This is a genomic window from Pseudoalteromonas sp. Scap06 (assembly GCF_013394165.1).
Lineage (GTDB): Bacteria > Pseudomonadota > Gammaproteobacteria > Enterobacterales > Alteromonadaceae > Pseudoalteromonas.
In genome coordinates this window covers 2,821,338-2,840,791 of record NZ_CP041330.1, presented here as the reverse complement: position 1 = coordinate 2,840,791, position 19,454 = coordinate 2,821,338, and the positions used below count along the sequence as shown (strand labels likewise).

At 39.8% G+C, this 19,454-nt stretch carries 17 protein-coding genes; 5 read left to right on the top strand and 12 right to left on the bottom strand.

Features of this window, described 5'->3' with window-relative positions:
- Positions 1 to 15: 15 nt before the first annotated feature.
- The 5 genes from FLM47_RS13165 to coaBC form a co-directional block, all read right to left on the bottom strand.
- A complete protein-coding gene (locus FLM47_RS13165) occupies positions 16 to 333 on the bottom strand; it encodes a hypothetical protein (protein WP_178956592.1) in 318 nt (105 codons plus the stop codon).
- A 295-nt stretch (positions 334 to 628) separates the two neighbouring features.
- Positions 629 to 1,513, bottom strand: coding sequence for a Fic family protein (locus tag FLM47_RS13160; protein WP_256872094.1), 885 nt, complete (start codon positions 1,511 to 1,513; stop codon positions 629 to 631).
- A gap of 196 nt (positions 1,514 to 1,709) precedes the next feature.
- The gene (locus tag FLM47_RS13155) at positions 1,710 to 4,457 is read right to left on the bottom strand and encodes a prolyl oligopeptidase family serine peptidase (RefSeq protein WP_178956590.1); all 2,748 of its coding nucleotides are present in this window, start codon (positions 4,455 to 4,457) and stop codon (positions 1,710 to 1,712) included.
- A 269-nt stretch (positions 4,458 to 4,726) separates the two neighbouring features.
- Positions 4,727 to 5,314 (bottom strand): nucleoid occlusion factor SlmA, encoded by a 588-nt coding sequence (gene slmA, locus FLM47_RS13150; protein WP_008113236.1) that lies wholly within the window; start codon positions 5,312 to 5,314, stop codon positions 4,727 to 4,729.
- 224 nt (positions 5,315 to 5,538) lie between these two features.
- Positions 5,539 to 6,732 carry a bifunctional phosphopantothenoylcysteine decarboxylase/phosphopantothenate--cysteine ligase CoaBC gene (coaBC, locus tag FLM47_RS13145; protein WP_178956589.1) on the bottom strand — a complete coding sequence of 398 codons (1,194 nt, stop codon included), beginning with the start codon at positions 6,730 to 6,732 and terminating at the stop codon, positions 5,539 to 5,541.
- Positions 6,733 to 6,873: 141 nt separating this feature from the next.
- On the opposite strand from coaBC, the gene radC reads away from it, so the two are divergent.
- From radC to rpmG, 3 genes are all read left to right on the top strand, one after another.
- Entirely contained in the window at positions 6,874 to 7,548 is a 675-nt protein-coding gene (radC, locus tag FLM47_RS13140) for a DNA repair protein RadC (RefSeq protein WP_178956588.1), read from the top strand.
- Positions 7,549 to 7,822: 274 nt separating this feature from the next.
- Positions 7,823 to 8,059: a 50S ribosomal protein L28 gene (rpmB, locus tag FLM47_RS13135; RefSeq protein ID WP_008464111.1), complete on the top strand. Its 237-nt coding sequence runs from the start codon at positions 7,823 to 7,825 to the stop codon at positions 8,057 to 8,059.
- Positions 8,060 to 8,070: 11 nt separating this feature from the next.
- Positions 8,071 to 8,226 (top strand): 50S ribosomal protein L33, encoded by a 156-nt coding sequence (gene rpmG / locus FLM47_RS13130; protein WP_004587947.1) that lies wholly within the window; start codon positions 8,071 to 8,073, stop codon positions 8,224 to 8,226.
- 505 nt (positions 8,227 to 8,731) lie between these two features.
- Here rpmG and FLM47_RS13125 read toward each other — a convergent pair.
- From FLM47_RS13125 to lptD, 7 genes are all read right to left on the bottom strand, one after another.
- Positions 8,732 to 10,747: a methyl-accepting chemotaxis protein gene (locus FLM47_RS13125; RefSeq protein WP_138609106.1), complete on the bottom strand. Its 2,016-nt coding sequence runs from the start codon at positions 10,745 to 10,747 to the stop codon at positions 8,732 to 8,734.
- A gap of 308 nt (positions 10,748 to 11,055) precedes the next feature.
- Complete coding sequence (locus tag FLM47_RS13120) at positions 11,056 to 11,874, bottom strand: symmetrical bis(5'-nucleosyl)-tetraphosphatase (RefSeq protein ID WP_138609107.1); 819 nt, start codon at positions 11,872 to 11,874, stop codon at positions 11,056 to 11,058.
- Between the two features lie 16 nt (positions 11,875 to 11,890).
- Positions 11,891 to 12,280, bottom strand: a complete 390-nt coding sequence (gene apaG, locus FLM47_RS13115) for a Co2+/Mg2+ efflux protein ApaG (RefSeq protein ID WP_041709470.1) — start codon at positions 12,278 to 12,280, stop codon at positions 11,891 to 11,893.
- Positions 12,264 to 13,070, bottom strand: coding sequence for a 16S rRNA (adenine(1518)-N(6)/adenine(1519)-N(6))-dimethyltransferase RsmA (gene rsmA / locus FLM47_RS13110; protein ID WP_010391631.1), 807 nt, complete (start codon positions 13,068 to 13,070; stop codon positions 12,264 to 12,266). Before rsmA ends, apaG begins: the two co-directional genes overlap by 17 nt.
- Positions 13,067 to 14,059, bottom strand: a complete 993-nt coding sequence (gene pdxA / locus FLM47_RS13105; protein ID WP_178956587.1) for a 4-hydroxythreonine-4-phosphate dehydrogenase PdxA — start codon at positions 14,057 to 14,059, stop codon at positions 13,067 to 13,069. Before pdxA ends, rsmA begins: the two co-directional genes overlap by 4 nt.
- A gap of 2 nt (positions 14,060 to 14,061) precedes the next feature.
- The gene (gene surA / locus FLM47_RS13100) at positions 14,062 to 15,357 is read right to left on the bottom strand and encodes a peptidylprolyl isomerase SurA (RefSeq protein WP_178956586.1); all 1,296 of its coding nucleotides are present in this window, start codon (positions 15,355 to 15,357) and stop codon (positions 14,062 to 14,064) included.
- Between the two features lie 96 nt (positions 15,358 to 15,453).
- Entirely contained in the window at positions 15,454 to 17,700 is a 2,247-nt protein-coding gene (gene lptD / locus FLM47_RS13095; protein WP_178956585.1) for an LPS assembly protein LptD, read from the bottom strand.
- A gap of 94 nt (positions 17,701 to 17,794) precedes the next feature.
- On the opposite strand from lptD, the gene FLM47_RS13090 reads away from it, so the two are divergent.
- Positions 17,795 to 18,796: an aminoglycoside phosphotransferase family protein gene (locus FLM47_RS13090; RefSeq protein WP_178956584.1), complete on the top strand. Its 1,002-nt coding sequence runs from the start codon at positions 17,795 to 17,797 to the stop codon at positions 18,794 to 18,796.
- The gene (murU, locus tag FLM47_RS13085) at positions 18,793 to 19,449 is read left to right on the top strand and encodes an N-acetylmuramate alpha-1-phosphate uridylyltransferase MurU (RefSeq protein WP_138609117.1); all 657 of its coding nucleotides are present in this window, start codon (positions 18,793 to 18,795) and stop codon (positions 19,447 to 19,449) included. Before FLM47_RS13090 ends, murU begins: the two co-directional genes overlap by 4 nt.
- The last annotated feature ends 5 nt before the right edge of the window (positions 19,450 to 19,454 follow it).

Sequence of the window (19,454 nt, the reverse complement as noted above, 5' to 3'; positions counted from 1 at the left end):
ATTTATGAATCCCAACTAATGAGGGAATCTTGAGCCTACCTTGTTTAAGGCTCTAATTTGTATCGGGCTGAAACCAGATCTTAGTAATTCAAAGTCATCAATGTCTATGATGGCCTTTTTTCCATTTCCTTGAAGCTGATATAGACTTCCAGAGCAAGTTTTAGCAAATCTGTTGGCATAATTAATTTCTACAACTCGGCTGGTAGATACATAATCCCCTTTAAAAAAGCGGTAAGAATTGTCTTCCTCTACTATTCCCCAAATAACATCACCTATATGTTGATCTTTATCCATGATGGTGACAAAAAACCAATCAGTTATTATGGTGTTCATAAGCATTACCTGTAGATGGATATGGTAACGTATGATAAAAAATAGTCTTTTAAAACTATAGCAAAAGCATGGATCTAATCGTGACTTTTTGCAGGGCGAGAGCAAAGATTTATGACACAAAAAAATTCTATATTTCTTGCCTCTTTTTATAATGTCAGGTTTTTGATTTTTTAAAGGTTAAAAACTAGGGTTTGAGCAACCCTTTGTCTCATTTTTTAATAGCAGAATACAAAAAAGTCGCTCAGCGCGGCTTATTAAACCTGCCACTTAAGCTCTTAAGTGGCATTTTTTATTTCTAACTTTTAAGTCTATATTGCTGCATTTTACTATTCGGTTTTTCGGGAATAGTCATTTCGATTATGCCTGCATCAATTGCAGGTTTTAAATAGCGCTCTCTAAAATGTTTTCGATCTTTTAACCCTAGCTGGTTTTGTAGCTCTTGTCGGTTTAATGGTTTTTCGCTTTGGTTAAATACATTTATTAAAGCGATGACTTGGGGGGCTTGTATGTCTAAGTGTATAGTGTTTTTAACTTGAGGGGGTTGTTGTGGGGTTTGGCTTTTTGTTATTGATTTTAAATCACTTTCTAAAATATCTAATGCTGAAAGTAATGTCTCTAACATGTACTCAATAAACACGGATGAGTCACCGGTTTTGGTACTTAGGTTAATGCTTTCAAAGTATCGTTGGCGTGTTGCCGCTATTAAGTTATGAATGTTTAGCAATGAAAACAGCGTATGCCATTGTGATAATTGTTGGGTTTGCCACACACACGCTAACTCAGTATTACCCTGTGCAACCGGTTGAATAAACTGTAATTCATAATGGCATACTGCACTACTGATTAGAGGGTGGTGGTTAGTTGTATTAAACCACGCAAATAGCTCTTCTACCATTTGTGGCACTCGAATTGCCTGTGGTGCCATTTGTAAGCCATTTTTTAACGCTAGACCTTGCTCCCTATAACGGCCTGACTTTTCACTTTGATCTTTCATTAAGCTGCGATGCAGAGCTAATAAGCTATCTGGGCTTGATAGGTCAGATACTGTAAATTGAAATTCAGAGTTTTTCATTTGTATAGAGGTGAGTTTTTGTTGCTTATAGTGCTCAATAGTTGCTGGCGAATATAAGGCACTGATTTTACCTAAAGCTTCACTAATATTTGCAATGCTGTGAGTCATGCTGGCTGAGATTGAAAATGGGGGAGTGGCGTTGCTCATTTCGTTATAGAGGTTATTTAAATCAGGAGATTAGAATACGCGAACTGAATATAAAAGTCAGTTTTAATAGTGATTTAGTATTTATTTAAAACTTTACATAGTCTTTAATTACTGGTTTTAAATGTTAAACCGACGCCAAATAGCGCCGGTTTATTAGTTACTCTTCGATAAACGCTTCACCTTCGTTCATCCACTTAGCGGCTGGCTTGCCTTTTAAGTAATGATCAAAGTACTGCATCATACGTACTGAGAAATCTACCTGATTAGGGAATTGCTTTAAGTGATGTGGCTCACCTTCATATTGTAAAAATGTAGCATCTTTACCCGCACGGCGTAGTGCTAAGTAATATTGCACGCCTTCATGCCATGGCACAGCATCATCTTTATCACCAAACATAATCAGAATCGGGGTATTTACTTTATCCGCAAAAAAGACTGGCGAGTTCTCAATATAAAGCTCAGGGGCTTCAAATAAGTTTTTACCAATGCGACTTTGCCCTGTTTCATATTGAAATTGGCGAGCAAGCCCTGACTTTAAGCGAATGCCACTGTAGGCGCTGGTCATGTTAGACACTGGCGCACCCGAAACTACAGCTTTAAACATATCAGTTTCAGTGATCATAAACGCGCTTTGATAACCCGCCCATGAATGGCCTTGTAACCCTATTTTATTAGCATCGGCAATGCCTAAATCAATCAGCTTTTGAGTGGCGTTGATCATGGTTTGAGTTGAAGACTTACCTGGATGACCTATTTCAAAACGAATATCAGGTAAAAAGATGGCGTAGCCATTTGATGTAAACATCGGAAAGTTAGGGCGATGATTTAATTCCATTTTAGGGAAATCGTACATACGCTGGCTCATATAGCGGTAAAAGTACACCACAACCGGTACTTTATCGCCTTTTTTATAGCCGGCAGGTTTGATTAATACCCCTTGTAAATCTTCTCCATCAAAGCCTTTATAGCTAATAAGTTCAGGCTTTTCTCCCCAAGCAAAATTAGTTACCTGAGGATTAAGGTTAGTGACTTGTTGTGCTTGTTTGAAGCTAAAGTCTGTTTGATAAATATCAGGAAATTGCTGATAGGTTTGCTCAGTAAATAAGTATTTATCGGCATTTTTGGCTTTTTTAATTACATCAAAACGCTTATTACCTGTGAGTACTTTAGTAACGTTAAGCGTTGTTAAATTAAGTTTAGCCACCTCACTTTGCTTACTTTGTAAGTTAATTGCAGAGAGCAAAAGAGTATCATTGCTGTTAAAGCCCACTTGGTTTTTATCAAGCTTGATTACTCTGTACTGAGTATTACTTTGTTTACCATTAGTTAAGCGTTTGGCTTGCTTGGTATTTACATTAAACGACCAAATATCATATTTACTATAAACCAGTATTTCGCTGCTATCGTTAAGCCAGCCAGCAAAGCCATAGCCAGGCTGCTTAGATGGATAATCGTGTTTGTCATCGGCAAAGGTAGCGTTAATTGCTTTGCTGAGTACGCTCACTTTGTTATTGCCTAAGTTTTTAAGCTGTACTTGGTTGTTATCAAAGTAAGCAGCAAACTGACCATTAGGCGCAAGGCTAGGTCTAAATGGATAGTCGTTAATAATAGGTGTTTGTTTACCCGTTTTTATATCAACCGCAAAGTAGTCAGCAAAAAAGCCGCCATACATTATTTTTTCAAGATGGGCTAGATTTGAGTAGCCTAATAATGAATCCGCGCGTTCAGTATTAAGTGCGACCTCAGGCATATTTGGTGTGCTTAACTGCACAACTTGTTGCGAGTTTACATGGTATACCGCCGTGTAATGTCGATTCTTATTACTTTCATTCCATTGCTGCTCTTCGCGAGGTTTAATTTGCGCATCGTTGTTGTGCCATACATTTAACCCTTTTTGGTCGCGAATAACCTCAAAGTCATACAATGACGACTCATCGGTATATTCCTTTTGTTTAACTTTTTCAGCAAGTTTTGGGCGGTTTTCAAAGTATAGGCGTGTACCATCTTCGGCCCACGTTAATGTCGCAGTTTTACCCATTAACCATTCTGGGTTAGGTGACTGCACAGTGGTAAGCGTTTCGTCCTGCCAAAGCGTTAATTCGTATTGGCGGCGACGCTTATCATCGTTTACATAGTTACCTAAAGTAAATGCAACACTCTTATTGATTGGATGCCAAGCTATTTTGTTGGCAACCACACCAGGCTCGTCAATTAATGCTGTGCTGGTAAAATCATTGAGTGAAAATAAAGTAATTTGATTATTATTGCCATCCACATAGCTTTGGCTCACTAATAATTGATCGCTGGTGGCGCTAATATCATAGGTGAAAGCACTTTCAAGAGTGTGGGTGCGTTTATCGCTTAAGTTGACGATAACCAGCGGGTAGCTTTTATCTTTTTTGTCTGCAGGGATAGCGCTATCGTTATCGGCGTTTTTATCATCCGCGTCTGTGCTCTCATTTTTACGATAGGCAAGCCACTTCCCGTTATTAGCGAGTACGTAGTCTTTTACGTCATTAAAGCGTTGTTGCTCACCGGTTTGGGTATTCACTAATACTAGATTGTTTTTTAGATCGCTTTTTTTCTTAGTGGTTTCTTTTTCAAGTAGGGTAGGCACTTGGATGAATGCAACCCAGTTCGCCATTTTGTTAATTGTAGGGCGAGTGCCTCGCTCTACCTCAGCAATAAGCTTGTTGTTATTTAGCGAGTAGACTTGCCCAGTGGCATTGCCACGATAAGGAGTTGCACTTAAAGAGAGGATTTGACCATTTTCAGAAAGCTGTGTGCCTTTTACAGATTTAAAATCAAATACATCTTTAAATTCTAATGGCTTATTTGCTAAGGCACTGGCGCTCGTTAAGCTGGTAATAAGTGCACAGCCTATAAGAGTGAGTTGTGTTTTCATTATAGATTCTCGTTTTTTAACATTATTTTATTGTAACGAGTTTTAATAACAATTCGAGTAGATACGATAAGTGGTAGCAGGGCAGAGATGAGAGGTTAAAAATGAATGGTAAAAGGTAAAAGGTAAAAGGTAAAAGGTAAAAGGTAAAAGGTAAAAGGTAAAATTTTCGAGCTACGGGATGCGAGGTGGTAGGCATCTGTGAAAAATAGGAGTGGAAGTGGTTTATTTAATACCTTGTTAGCATCACTAACAAGGTATTACTTCGAATCTTATAACCAAATTTTTTGAAGTTCTGGCCATTGTTTTTCAAATTGCTCACTTGGGCGAGCACTAAAATTACTGCGCACAAACTGATTCATTTTACCCTCAACGTAGGCAAGCAAAAAGTTAGCTAGGGTTAGCTCATCGCTTTGGAAGTTTTTACCTTCACGTAGCTTACGCTCTCTAAGAATTTGCTTGAATTGGGTCTCTAGCTTTTCAAATAAGCCTTGTACACGTTCACGAAGTCGCTCCTGCTCACCTTGTAGAGCATCGCCTGTTAATATACGAGTAATGCCAGGGTTTTTCTCAGCAAACGTTAGCAACAGTAATAAGGTATTGTATACGCGTGCTTTGCTTTCTTTTTCGTTATCTAAAATAAGATTAATACGTGATAGCAGGGTATCTTCAATAAACTCAATTAATCCTTCAAACATCCGCGCTTTGCTCGGAAAGTGGCGATAAAGAGCGGCTTCAGATACGCCAACTTCTGCGGCAAGTTTGGCAGTTGTAATACGCTGACCAGGGCTGGTTTCTAACATTTGTGCGAGTGCTTGCAGTATTTGCTCTTTGCGATTACTTTTTTTTGTCGCAGGCATGAACATTCCTTTTTTTAATAGTTATTTTTTCTACATCAACGTGCGATAACACAGCTACCTGCCTAGTGTTTGTGCGGGCAATAACCAGTGAAGCGATATTTTCACGTATTACGTGAAGCTCTGGTACTGCGCAAGCATTAAACTATATTAGCGAAGTAAAATTACACTAAAAGGTCACAAGGCGTCATCATGTTAATGTTTTATTCAGTTTGTTTCCAGCCTTTTTATAATCGTTTGGCAAGCTGCTCGATCACTTTGATTGCTATTTCTGTTTTACTAGTCACAGGTAAATCGAGTTGTTCATTTTGCCAATAAAGAGTAAGTGCGTTACGTTCTGAATTAAAGCCTAAATCACTTTGCGATACGTCGTTTGCGCAAATCATATCGAGGTTTTTATTAGTCAATTTCCCTTTAGCGTAGTTAGCAACATTTTGCGTTTCTGCTGCAAAGCCGACAGTGTAAGGGCGGCTTTGTGTAAGGTTTGCTACCGCTGCTATAACGTCTGGGTTCTTAACTAAGCTAAGAGTGAGTTCATCGCCTTGTTTTTTCATTTTTTGCGTGGCGATATTCGCTGCGCGGTAATCGGCTACAGCAGCGCAGCCAATAAAGGCGTCTGATTGATGGGCGTAATTGAGAGATTCTTGCAGTAGCTGCTCAGCACTTTCTATATTAATTAAATTAACGCCTTGCGGCGCGGTAATGGTCACTGGGCCTGAAATTAAGTTAACTTGCGCGCCAAATGATAAAGCAGCTTGTGCTAGTGCATAACCCATTTTTCCTGAGCTGTGGTTTGATATAAAACGCACCGGATCGAGAGGTTCTCGGGTTGGGCCTGCGGTAATAGTAATGGTTTTACCCGCTAAGAGTTGTGGTTGCGCAGGTTCAGTGCATAAACTCACTAATTCATGCGGTTCAAGCATTCGCCCTGCACCTACATCACCACAGGCTTGCTCACCTTTGCCTGGCCCCCAAACTGCAACGCCACGAGCCTTTAAAGTGGCTATATTAGCTTGCGTGGCAGGGTGCGCGTACATTTGTTGATTCATAGCCGGTGCCACAGCCACTTTTGCAGGAGTTGCGAGTAATAACGTAGTGAGTAGATCATCAGCAATGCCTACCGCCATTTTTGCAATAATATTGCTGGTGGCAGGAGCCACTAAAATTAAATCAGCCCATTTGGCAAATTCAATATGTCCCATCGCAGCTTCTGCTGATGGGTCGAGTAATGAGTCAGACACTATTTCACCACTGACAGCTTGCATCGTTAGCGGGGTAATAAAATGCTTTGCTGATTCAGTCATTACAACTTTAACGTCACAACCATGGTCTTTTAAACGTCTTACGAGTTCGGCACATTTATAGGCTGCAATTCCACCGCTAATACCCAGCACTATTTTTTTATTTGTTAAATTAATCATGGTTGTTCATCAATTTTATAAAATATGCTGGCTAAAATAACAAATCTTGAGCGTGACAGCTAAGATAAAATGCGTTTTATCGCGCTAATTTTTAATTTTGCATTACAGTTATATGATACTGACCGCTTTCAAGGATGAACGATGCAATTAACCTCTCTGCCTAATTCACTCAGACCGCGAGAAAAGCTGCTAGCAAAAGGCGCAAAGGCACTCTCTGATGCTGAACTATTGGCTATATTTTTACGTACGGGTTTACCCGGTATGAATGCAATAGAGCTGGCACAACATCTGATCAATGAAAATAAAACCCTGCATAATTTGTTTAATGCCAGCATAGATGAGTTTTGTGCGCAAAAAGGGCTGGGTACAGCTAAATATGTACAGTTACAAGCAGTACTTGAGCTAAGTCAGCGTTATATGCAAGAAGGCTTTGTTCGCGATGCCGTTTTTAATTCCCCTCAAGCTGTTTACGACTATTTAACCCTGCAAATGCGAGGGTTGCAGCAGGAGGTGTTTATGGTGTTGTATCTTGATAGTCAAAATCGTTTATTGAAAGATGAAATCTTATTTTATGGTACGATTAACGCAGCCAGTGTATATCCACGTGAAGTTGTCAAAGCGGCTTTAAAAAATAATGCGGCAGCGGTTATTTTTTCACATAATCATCCCAGCGGTATTGCAGAACCAAGTCAGGCCGATAAACTAATTACCAATAAATTGTGCCAAGCGCTGCAATTAGTCGACATAAATGTATTGGATCATATTATTATTGGTGGTGAAAATTGTGTTTCGTTTGCCGAACGGGGACTTATTTAAGTTTATTGCTCGCAGATATGTGCTAAAAATGAGCGGTTTAGTGTGTTTTGGCAAATTAGTTTAATTTAAATGCAGTTTTTACTTTCCCTAAGGGCATTCGATCTTTATAATTAGCCGCTATAAAATTTACACATGAGCTGGTTGGATAAGATCAGTATTTGATCTTTGCCTGTAAAAGCTGTATAAAGAGCGCCCTTCGATTTATCTCTAGGGCACAAATACATGGCCTTAGGGAAAAATTAAGCTCGAGCGAAGTTATTGGAGATATATAGACATGTCTAAAGTATGTCAAGTTACAGGTAAGCGTCCAGCGGTTGGTAACCACCGTTCACACGCGAGAAACGCGACTAAACGTCGTTTCCTACCTAACCTACAAACACACCGTTTTTGGGTTGAAAGTGAAAAACGTTTTGTAACATTACGCACTACTACTAAAGGTATGCGTATTATCGATAAAAAAGGCATTGACACGGTTCTTACAGAAATCCGTGCTCGTGGCGAAAAAGTTTAAGGAACTGAATTATGCGCGATAAGATCCGTTTAGTTTCAACTGCTGGTACTGGTTTTTTCTACACTACCGACAAGAACAAGCGTAACATGCCTGAAAAAATGGAAATCAAAAAGTTCGATCCTAAGGCTCGTAAACATGTGATTTTCAAAGAAGCTAAAATTAAGTAATTTAGTTTTCTTTCAGAAATGTAAAAACCCAGCTTATGCTGGGTTTTTTGTTTTTAAAATTCACTCTGTTACCACCGAAAATATACCTACCGTAATTGTGTCCATCTAATTAAAAATTTATGTTAAGCACCATGGCTTATTGTTTTAATAGCGGCTCCGTTGTTTGTAATATCAATCCGCAATAATACTTAATCACTTTGCGGGGCTAAACGTGTCGCTGCCTGCGTTAAAAATTCTCATTTAGAGCAACTAAATAGCAAATTTTTTGCCTAGCTATCAACGCGTTTTTCCAGCCTCAAAATAGACCACTTAATTAAGCGAATTGGTATAACCAAAGAAAATATAAATAGTATTAAATGACTTCACGGACTAATCAGTTGGATGTTGTGTATTTAGAGTAAGATTGTGGGGGTATGTAAGTATACCTAATGAGGAAGTGGGGGTTTTACTATGACTTACTAGGGGTGAACTGTAAGCAGCCCTAAGGCTACTTACAGTGCGATACTTATACTTTAAAGTTCTCTACTGATATTCTTAGTTCTTCGGCTAATTTAGCCACTTCTGAACTTGAAATATTAGTTTGTACAGCACCTTCTGCTGTTTGCTCGGCGATAGCAACAATAGACTCTAAGCGTTCACTAATCTCTTGTGATACTTGTTGTTGCTCTTGTGCTGCCGTTGATATCTCTTCACTGACATTGTGCGCTTGCGATACCGCAAGAGTAATTGAATCTAGTGCACTATTAGCTAAATCACTTTGCTCAACACAAGAAACAGCGCGTTCTTTACCTTTTTCCATGGCTTTAACTGCTTCTTCAGCGCCCAACTGTAGTGATTCAATCATAGATTGAATCTCTTGGGTCGACTCTTGAGTTTTACTTGCAAGCGATCTTACTTCATCAGCTACCACGGCGAAGCCTCTGCCTTGCTCGCCGGCACGCGCTGCCTCAATGGCCGCATTAAGTGCAAGTAAGTTAGTTTGCTCAGCGATACCACGAATAACGTCTAAAATACTACCAATTGAGGCGCTATCTTTGTGTAGCTTATTAATAACACTTGATGCTTCATCAACTTCGTAAGCGAGTTGTTCAATGGTTGCTTTATTTTGATTTGAAATACCTTTAACGCGTTCAGCTTCTTTATCAGCATTTTTGATTTCGCCCAGTGCTTGTTGAGCACTGTTGCTCACTGTTTGAGAGGTACTGCTCATTTCAGTGGTTGCGGTTGCCGCTTGCTCTACTTGCGCTTGTTGATTACTAATCGCTTTGCTCGACTCACCGGTAATTGTTGAGGTTTGCTCAGAAGCAGCAGCAAGCTGTGTTGAACGCGAAATAATACCGGTAATTAAGCTACGTAAGCTATCAATTAAGGTGTTACAACTTTTCGACAATTCACCAAATTCATCTTTTGCGCTGTCATCCAAGCGTTGAGTCATATCACCACTGGCAACAATATCTAAAATGCGGTTAACTTCTGCTAATGGCTTAGTAATACGGTTAACTGTAACAATGGCCACAAGCACAGCGATAATAGTAGCAATGATCATGCCTATCCAAGTCCATAAGTTAGCTGAGTTTACATCGCTGCGAACGCCTTCTTGCAAAGTAAATGCAACGCCGCTGGCTTGTAATACTAATTCGTCAATTTGGCTAAGTGCTGTTTTAGTAGCTTTTTCAGACTCTTCTAATTCACGTTCAGTTGTGCTGATTGCATCAATAAGGCGTTTTTTATTTGCTGAAAGGCTATCGTTACCTAAAATATTACTCTCAAGTGTATCTACATAACCTTTTAAGTCGTTAAACAAGCCGCTATGGCTCTGCTCTATTGCAGGTTGTATTAATGAAACGGTACGAACGACTTCTTCAAAGTAATATACTTGTTCATTTTTAATAATATCGAGCGTATTAAGTGTTTTAACAGTTAACATATCGGTGCTACTGGTAACCACAGACATAAAGTTATTTTCAAGGTTATTAGCTGCTTGATAAGCACGCGGGTAGTTATCTTCTAAACCATCGATATCAATAATATCAAGAACCATAGAGTTGGCATCTTCTGCCGCAAGCTCAACGGTTTCTAATTGAGCTTTAAGCTTTTTATTAAGCACTAACTGAGTGTTTTTGTCTTTGAGTAGGCTCTCTATAATGCTTAAAAAACTTAAGTAGGTCTTTTCAACGTCAAGGCTACTCTTATTTAGTTGTGGATCATCTTTTACTACTTGTTGTAGCTCGCGATGTAACTTATCAAATAACTGTTTTTGTTCTTCTATTTGTGCTTTTATTGGCGCTAGCTCTTGAGCCGATGAAGTGTGAAAGCTAGCTTGAGCAGCTTTACTCATCAAAATAAATTCAGCTTGTAATTGAGCGCTCTTGTTTAATGCCGGAAGCGATAGCTGATTAACCTTTTGAGTTGAGCGATCTATATTTGCTATTTTTATTAAAGAGTTACCGCCAATAATTAAAAGTAATAAAGTGATAAATATAAAACCACCCCAAATACGTTGACTCACTGTTAGATTCATATGGTTTTCCATTCAAAAATACGTCTATTAAAACTTATCGGCGCTTTCAACAATAAGTTAAGTAATTAAAAATAATTAATTTTTACTGTTAATAGTTAGTTGCTAAATTTACCGTGAAACTTCATCACACACTAAGCATACATAATTCAACTATTCGATTATGGATGTAAAATAATACAAAGCAATTTTCCTCATCTTTAATTAGATTAGAGAGTGTTGCTATTTTTTACACTTAGTTGTGAATGGTTTGTAATTATGCAATTTAACATGCACTCTTAAACTTAACAGATGTATTAACTTTTTTCAGTTTATTTAGACAAAAGTTGTGATTTTTTTGAAAGTTTTTGTTTGCTCTGTAAATTTATTAAGGTCATTGAGCCGCCCCAGACGCAACCTGTATCTAGAGCGTACAGGTGTTTGTAGGGAGTTTGACCTTCAAGTGCAGCCCAATGACCAAAAACAAGGTCATGTTGAGCGTTAACAATTTTAGGATGAGAAAACCAAGGAATCAATGAATGGCTATTTGCTGTTGCTTCTTTTGCACTAAAATCAAGCAAGTTATCGGGTGTAATAAAGCGCATACGGGTGAAATAATTAACAATATAACGAAACTTGGCAGCGTCATCGAGTTGCTCACTCCATGTTAGTGGGTGAGGCTGATACATGTTTTTTAAGAAGTATTGAGCGTTGTCAGCACCATAGCATTGCTGTGCGAATTGGGCGTGCTCAATGGCTTGCACGCACGACCAATCAGGGTTTAGCCCCGCGTGTGAAATAAAGCAATCATATTTATCTAAGTAAAGAGCTAAAGGCTGAGTTTGCAAAAACGCGACGTAATGTGGGAGTTTACTGCTGTTGAACAGAGTCGTTAGTTTGTCTTTGGGGTTGGGGGCAACATTATTTAAATAACAGGCAATCATATGTAAGTCATGATTGCCTAATGTGACGCTAACGCTGTCTTGGTGCTGATATATGTAATCAAGACATGCTTTGGAGTCTGGGCCGCGAGCAACAATATCACCTACTAGGTAGAGATGATCTTTGCTAGGATTAAAGTCGACTTGCTTTAACAATAAACTAAATTCGTTAAAGCAGCCTTGTAAATCACCTATTGCGTAGTCGGCCATTAGACGCTGTTCTTACTCAGTGTAAGATATTAGGGCAAGCTAAACGGAACACATTTATGGGGGCTTCAAACTCAGCACCAAATTCGTTTCGTAAAGTGTAATGCCCTTGCATGGTGCCTACCGGAGTATCTAATATTGCACCACTGGTGTATTTGTAACTTTCGCCTGGGGCTATATCTGGGGTTTCACCCACCACACCTTCACCTTGTACTTCTACTTCTTTGCCATTGGCATCGGTAATTAACCAATAGCGACTGAGTAGTTTTGCACTACATAAACTGTGGTTTTTTATAGTAACGGAGTAAGCAAACACAAATTTATCAAGTTCAGGTTGCGATTGCTCTTCTACATAAAATGTTTCTACAGATACCTTTACAGGTGATCCCATATTACTGCTTGTTGTCATAAATCCAGTTAGCTATATCAATAAATTGTTGTAACGACAGGCTCTCAGCACGCAAAGTAATATCAATGCCAATGCTGGTTAACTCTTCAGCGGTTAAAAGGTTACCTAGGCTGTTGCGCAGTGTTTTACGACGTTGATTAAACGCTTCTAAACAGACGGTATTTAATATTTTAACGCTCTTAGCTGTGCGCTGCTCTGCCTTTTTGGGGATTAAGCGAATAACCGCAGAGTCCACTTTAGGTGCAGGTTTAAAGCACTCTGGTGGTACTTCTACTACAGGCATCGCATTACAGTAGTATTGAGTCATTACACTCAAGCGGCCAAAGGTTTTGCTGCCTGGGCCTGCAACCATGCGTTTTACCACTTCTTTTTGCAGCATAAAGTGCATATGCTCAATATGATCGGCAAATTCAAAAAGGTGAAACAACAAAGGAGTAGAAATGTTGTACGGTAGGTTACCAAATACTTTTAGCTTTTTGTCGTCTTTAACTAGGCTTGCAAAATCAAACTTCATTGCATCGCCTTGGTTTACGGTTAATTTAGGCCCTAAAAAAGGGTGTTCAATTAAACGTTGGGCTAAATCTTTATCTAGCTCAACAACCGTTAAATGGCCACTTAAATCGGCTACAGGCTCAGTAATAGCGCCAAGGCCTGGGCCAATTTCGACTAAATTATCTTGCGGCTTGGGATCAATAGCGGTGACAATTTTATCGATGATTGATTCATCGAATAAAAAGTTTTGGCCAAAACGTTTACGGGCGCGGTGTCCTAAATGTACTTTATCGGTCATTGATTCTGTGCTTTTTCATGGGCGAGCTTAATTGCTTCGCGGATCGCTAATTCAAAACTGCCAACATCAGCATCACCAGTACCGGCTAAATCAAGCGCAGTACCGTGGTCGACTGAAGTGCGGATAAATGGAAGGCCAAGAGTTATATTCACTGACTTACCAAATCCTTTGTATTTTAGCACAGGTAATCCCTGATCGTGATACATAGCCAACACAGCATCAGCTTCATTTAGGTATTTATCTTGAAATAATGTGTCTGCTGGTAAAGGCCCGATTAAGTTCATCCCCTCAGCTCTTAGTATGTCAAGTGTAGGCGTAATCGTGTCGATTTCTTCGAGGCCTAAATGGCCATCTTCACCAGCGTGCGGGTTTAAGCCACAGACTAAAATACGCGGTTGCTCAATACCAAACTTGGTTTTTAAGTCATGATTAAGAATATTAGCCACTTTAACCAGTCGCTCTTGGGTAATAGCACGAGCAACATAAGCAAGCGGGATATGCGTTGTTACTAATGCAACTCGTAGCCCTTCGGTAGCTAATAACATAACAACATCAGCGGTGCCCGATTGTTGAGCAAAGTACTCTGTGTGGCCACTAAAAGAAATACCGGCTTGGTTAATAATACCTTTATGAACAGGGCCGGTAACAACAGCATCAAAAGTGCCGTCCATATTCTTTTCGCTAGCAATACGCAGTGTGTCTAATACGTATTGACCGTTTGCGTCATTCAGCACACCCAGTTCAACCGGCTCGGCTAAATCAATCTGTTTTATGTACAAGCTGCCAGCCGATGTAGGCATGGCTTCGGCGCTTTCATCAAATTCAATTAATTTAATGTTTAAACCTAAATGTTTAGCGCGCTGCTTTAGTAGCGATGCATCTGCAATCGCTACTAGCTGTGCATCCCAGCTGTGCTGTGCCAGTTTTAATAGCAAGTCAGGGCCAATGCCAGCAGGCTCACCAGGGGTTACCGCAATTCTTAAGGTCATAATTATTCGTCTGTTGGGAAAATTTCAACATGGGCTTGTTCGCGCATTTCTTGCTGCCAGTTAAAACCTTCTTCTTTAAATTTACGATTAAACAACATGCCATGTGCACGATTACGCTTAGCTTGCTCAGTTTTATCTGCAACGCGTGTATCTAACAACTGCACAATGTGCCAGCCATACTGGGTTCTAAAGGGTTCGCTGATTTCGTTTTGATCAAGAGATAGCAATGTATCTCTAAACGCAGGAACGTAGGTAGTTGGATCAGTCCAGTCGTATTGCCCGCCTTTAAGCGCTGAGCCTGGGTCTTGCGAGTGCTCTTTAGCTAGTTCTGCAAAGTCAGCATTTCCAGCGCGTAAATCCTTAACAAAGCCAGCTAGCATAGTGCGGGCTTTTTCTTCGCTTAAAATAATTGAAGGCTTAATAAGAATATGACGGGATTTAACTTCTGTGGCTTCTACTACTTGGCGACCACGAACGTCTTGCACCTTAATAATATGAAAACCTGCGCCAGAGCGAAGTGGGCCAATAATCGTACCTTTCTTTTGCCCTTTCACCGCTTCTGCAAATAAAGATGGCATTTCATTAATGCCCATCCAGTCTAATTGACCACCCTCAAGCGCTTTTGGACCACTTGATGAAGAAATAGCAATACGCTTAAACTCTTGGCCGTCTTGCAGCAGTTCAATTACCTTGTCTGCGCGTGTTTTTGCAGAGCTGACGTCATCTGCACTTGCACCGCTTGGAATATCGATAAGAATATGACCAATATCGTATTCTTCGGCATTTTTGCCTTGGCTATCCATAATTTTTAGCAAGTTATCAATTTCTTGGTCGCTTATATATATACGACGGTCTACGTTTACACGAATGACTTGTTGCGTGGTTATCTCTTTACGAATTTCTTCACGGTAAGCTTGAAAGCTCTCACCCGACGCTTCAATAGTACGACGTAAATCAGCAATTGTACCGCCTTGCTCTTTGGCCATGTTGGCGAGTGTTTGGTCGAGCTGGCTATCTGAAATCTCTAAGCCCATACGCTCAGCCATTTGCATCATTAGCGTTTGATTAACTAAGCGCTCAATTGCTTGTACACGCAGTGTTTCGTCTTTTGGCAGCTGTTGATTTTGTTCTTCTGCTTGTTTTTTAACACGATCAACAATTGTGTCTACTTCACTTTTTAAAATAACGCCTTGGTTTACAATACCAATCACTTTATCTATTTCGACCGGTGCGGCGAATGCACTTTGGCATAAGCTAAACGTTAAAACTGCTGATGTTAATAATTTTTTTAAATTCATATTCTTTTTACTACTCTTACTAATAGTACTGTTGTAATGCTAAAGGCGACTAGATTGATATAGTTATTTGTAAATTTTTACTATACAAAATGCAGCTTAGTCATTAAGAAAATACGGCCTACGATAACCAAAAATACCTTGTTGTAATAATTTTTGAGCATCATAACGGCTTTTACTACCAAGCCCTTTTAATACAAAATTCAAACGAATGCTCGAATCAAAAGTGGCTTGGGGTTGCCCAATTGACTGATTTAAATCAGTTTCAATTTGGCGGTGACCAGTAATTTGGAACGCCCAACAACACGATTCATACTGTAATCCACTAAATACTTCAATGCTGCGGTTATTATCAAGGTCGCGATGGTAACTTGCAATAAACTGCCATTCGTCACTGATAGGAATGCTTGTAAATAAGCCCGCTTGTTCGATTGTATTTCCTGAGACATCATTTGCATAGCGATGGTTCAATTGAACCAGCTGATTATTGTCACCTTTATAATCTAAGGTAACATTTGACTGGATAATTTGCTTGCCATCCGTATCGTACTGAATACCACCGGATAAATACCAGCGGCGGTGCCAATGTAACATGGTTTGCGCTGCAAACAAGGCATTGTAGTTACTGTCGCTGTTAAGCCCTTGCTCTGTGGGCTTGGCTGAATCACTTAAATAAAATATTTGGCCAGCACTGAAATTAAATACTTCTTCATTTTTCTTATCAAATAAACGGGTGGTTGCCCCAAGCGTAAATTGATTTGCAGCGGCAATACGGTCAACACTTGAAAAACGTGCATCCCTGAATAGGCCAAAAAAGTCATCTTGTAATTTAGTGGTATCGTATAAGCCAATATCGGACTGATCTTTATTTGGTGTATATAAATACTGAATTTGTGGTTCTAAGGTTTGAATGCCATCGTCGATAAAAATTGAGGTGTCGCGCTCAAAGTTAAGCTGAGAATATAAGCGGAGTTTCGGCAATGTGCGCGAGACCGTCTCGCTATATTGAGTGCCCTGTAAGTTGCCGTCTTGTTTATAGTTAGTTTGTAGCAGGCTTACTTCAGATAAAAATGACCAAGCATATTCTTTGTAATCAAAGCGTGCTTTAGGTTCTATATGCACGCGAGTTGCTTGGTCAATCACCGCTGAGCTATTAGTAAAGTGGCTCAGCTCCCCTGAAACAGTAAAATCGAAGTAATCAATTTTCCACGGCGTAGTTTGTGTAAAGCTAACTTGAGGTAAGGCTGTATATGACTCTAAGTGGTCACCGAGTACTTCAAAGTTTTGTATTTTTATATCAGTACGCCACATCTCGCCCATGTGAGTTAGTGAGCCGGTACGATAAAGCTGAGTATCGGTTTTACTTGCATAAGTTGAGTTTAAATCAGTAAGGTAATTATCATCACTGACATTGGTTATATCAATACTGGCTCGCCAGTCTTCGCCTATATAGCTTTTTTGTTGCCAATGAAACAAAAAACGCTCGTCAAGCTCAGGCTCTGAGTCATCTTTATTTAAGTATTCGACAGCCACTAAACCTTGGTGTTCTGGAGTTAGATATCTAAATTCAGTTTGTAGCTGTAAACCTTTGCGTGACATATAACGCGGCGTAATGGTTGCATCATAGTTTGGAGCAATATTCCAATAATAAGGCGTAATAGTCTCTAAACCATAGCGATCTGAGCTTGAAAAGCTGGGTGTTAATAAGCCTGATTTACGGCGCTCATCAAGTGGGAAAGTAAAATAGGGTAAATAGAGCACTGGCGTGTCTAAAATACGTAGCACCGCATTGTAGGTTTCACCCCAGCCTTCTTCTCGCGATAAATTAATTTCGTCGGCTTCAATCGCCCATACTGGCGTATTACCCGGGCAAGCAGTAAAGCTTGCATTCATCAGCATTAAGCCAGACTTGTCTATGGTGAGTTTTTCCGCGCCGCCTTTGCCTTGCTGTTGTGTTAGGCTGTATTGTGCACCTAATAAGCTAAAGGCTGAGTTGTTTAAATCGGCGTTTAAGCCCGCACTTTGAACTTTACTCACATAATCGCGGTAGGTAATAGGGCCGGTGGCATTGAGTAGGCCGCGTTGTTTATCAATCAGTGCTGATTGTGCGGACAAACTCATGTTAACGGTGTTAATATCAACATTACCAGTAAATTCAGCGCTTTGTGTGCCTAAAAGCTCAACGTCATCAGCGCTGATATCAACCGTTCCAAGCTCAAGGCCAGCTAGCGGTTGCCAAGCTCTGGTTTGCATTGAAGTGCCACAAAAGTTGTGTGTCAGTTCAGTTTCGGCAAGCGATGGTGCGCTCAGTACGCTTAGCATCAAAATGCCCCAGGTTTTGCTCATTTATCGACCTTTATGCTCTGTGATTAGTTACAAGCTATACATAATAAAGGAAAACAATAGCAAAGTAATTAGTGAAAAATAGATAGCTTATAAAATGACACGTTTTGAGAGTTTACAACAGTTTATTAATACTCACTTTAGTGAGCAATCCTGCGCGCTTGATGCAATAACCGCAGATGCCAGTTTTCGCCGTTATTATAGGTTAAGCGCTGAAAATAAAAGCTTTATTGTGATGGACTCAGATCCAAAAAAAGTTAACAACGTCCCTTATATTGCATTAAATAAGGTGTTTTCTGAGCAGGGGTTTTTATTACCATCCATTATTCATAGTGATGAGCAGCAAGGTTTTTTTATTTTAAGTGATTTGGGTAACACCCATTTAGCTGACTTGCTTGATGATGCCAATCGCAGCGAGTATTACCAGCAGCTGATCAGTTTAAGTGCCAAGTGGGCTAAAACGCCTAAAGCTCCGTCAATGAATCCGTATGACCATGACTTTATTGCACTTGAGCTGGATATTTTTAAAAATTGGTTAGTTAATGATTTTATTTGTACAGAGCTCAGCGCTGAGCAACAAAATATTTGGCAAACAAGTACTGCGCTGCTAATCAATACACTGCTTGAACAACCCACAGTGACTATGCATCGTGATTACCATAGCCGTAATATTATGCGCTGCGAGCAGCAATGGGCAATTATTGATTATCAAGACGCGGTACAAGGTCCGTTATGTTATGACTTAGTCTCGCTTTTAAGAGATTGTTATTTTAAATTGCCCAACGACGAGCTGACTCATTTACTTGAGTTTGGTTATGACGAATTTAAGCGACAAAGTTTAATAACTAACGAGTCATTCGCACAATTTAAGTATTGGTTTGATTTAACTGGCTTGCAGCGCCATTTAAAAGCAGCGGGTATTTTTTGTCGCTTGTATTTACGGGATGGCAAAAAAGGTTACTTAACCAATATATTACCAACACTAGCGTATATTGTTGAAGTGGCGGCAGAGTATCCAGAGCTTAGTGACTTGTCTGATTGGGTAAAAAATTACGTAGTACCAAAAGTACAGCAGCGGTTAAAAGAGGAACAACTATGAAGGCCATGATCTTAGCTGCAGGACGCGGTAAACGTATGATGCCGCTCACCGCACAGTTGCCAAAACCTATGTTATGTGTGGCAGGTAAACCACTTATTGAGCATCATATTATGCGCTTAAAAGCAGCTGGTATTACGCAGATTGTGATTAATCTCGCCTGGCAAGGAGATAAAATAAAAACCTACTTTGCAGATGGCAGTGCATGGGGGGTAAGTATTACCTATAGCCAGGAAGCAACTGGCGGGCTTGAAACTGCAGGCGGAATTATTCAAGCACTTCCTTTATTAGATGAGTCATTTATTGTTATTAATGGTGATGTTTACAGCGATTACGATGTTAGTGCATTAATGCAGCTGCATTTACAGCCAAAAGAAGCGCACATTGTATTGGTTGAAAATCCTGCGCATAACCCAGATGGTGATTTTACGCTAAGCCACTTACCTAATAGTGAACAGCGCTATACTTTTTCTGGAATTGGCCGTTATCAGGCTGATTTCTTTGAAGGGCTTCCCCCAGGTATTCTCCCGTTAGGGCCTTTACTGCGTGAAAAATTAAATGAACATTTAGTCTCCACTGAACTCTATATTGGCCAATGGGACGATATAGGCACACCAGAGCGTTTATCGACTCTTAACCAACAATTAGCACCATAAGCTAA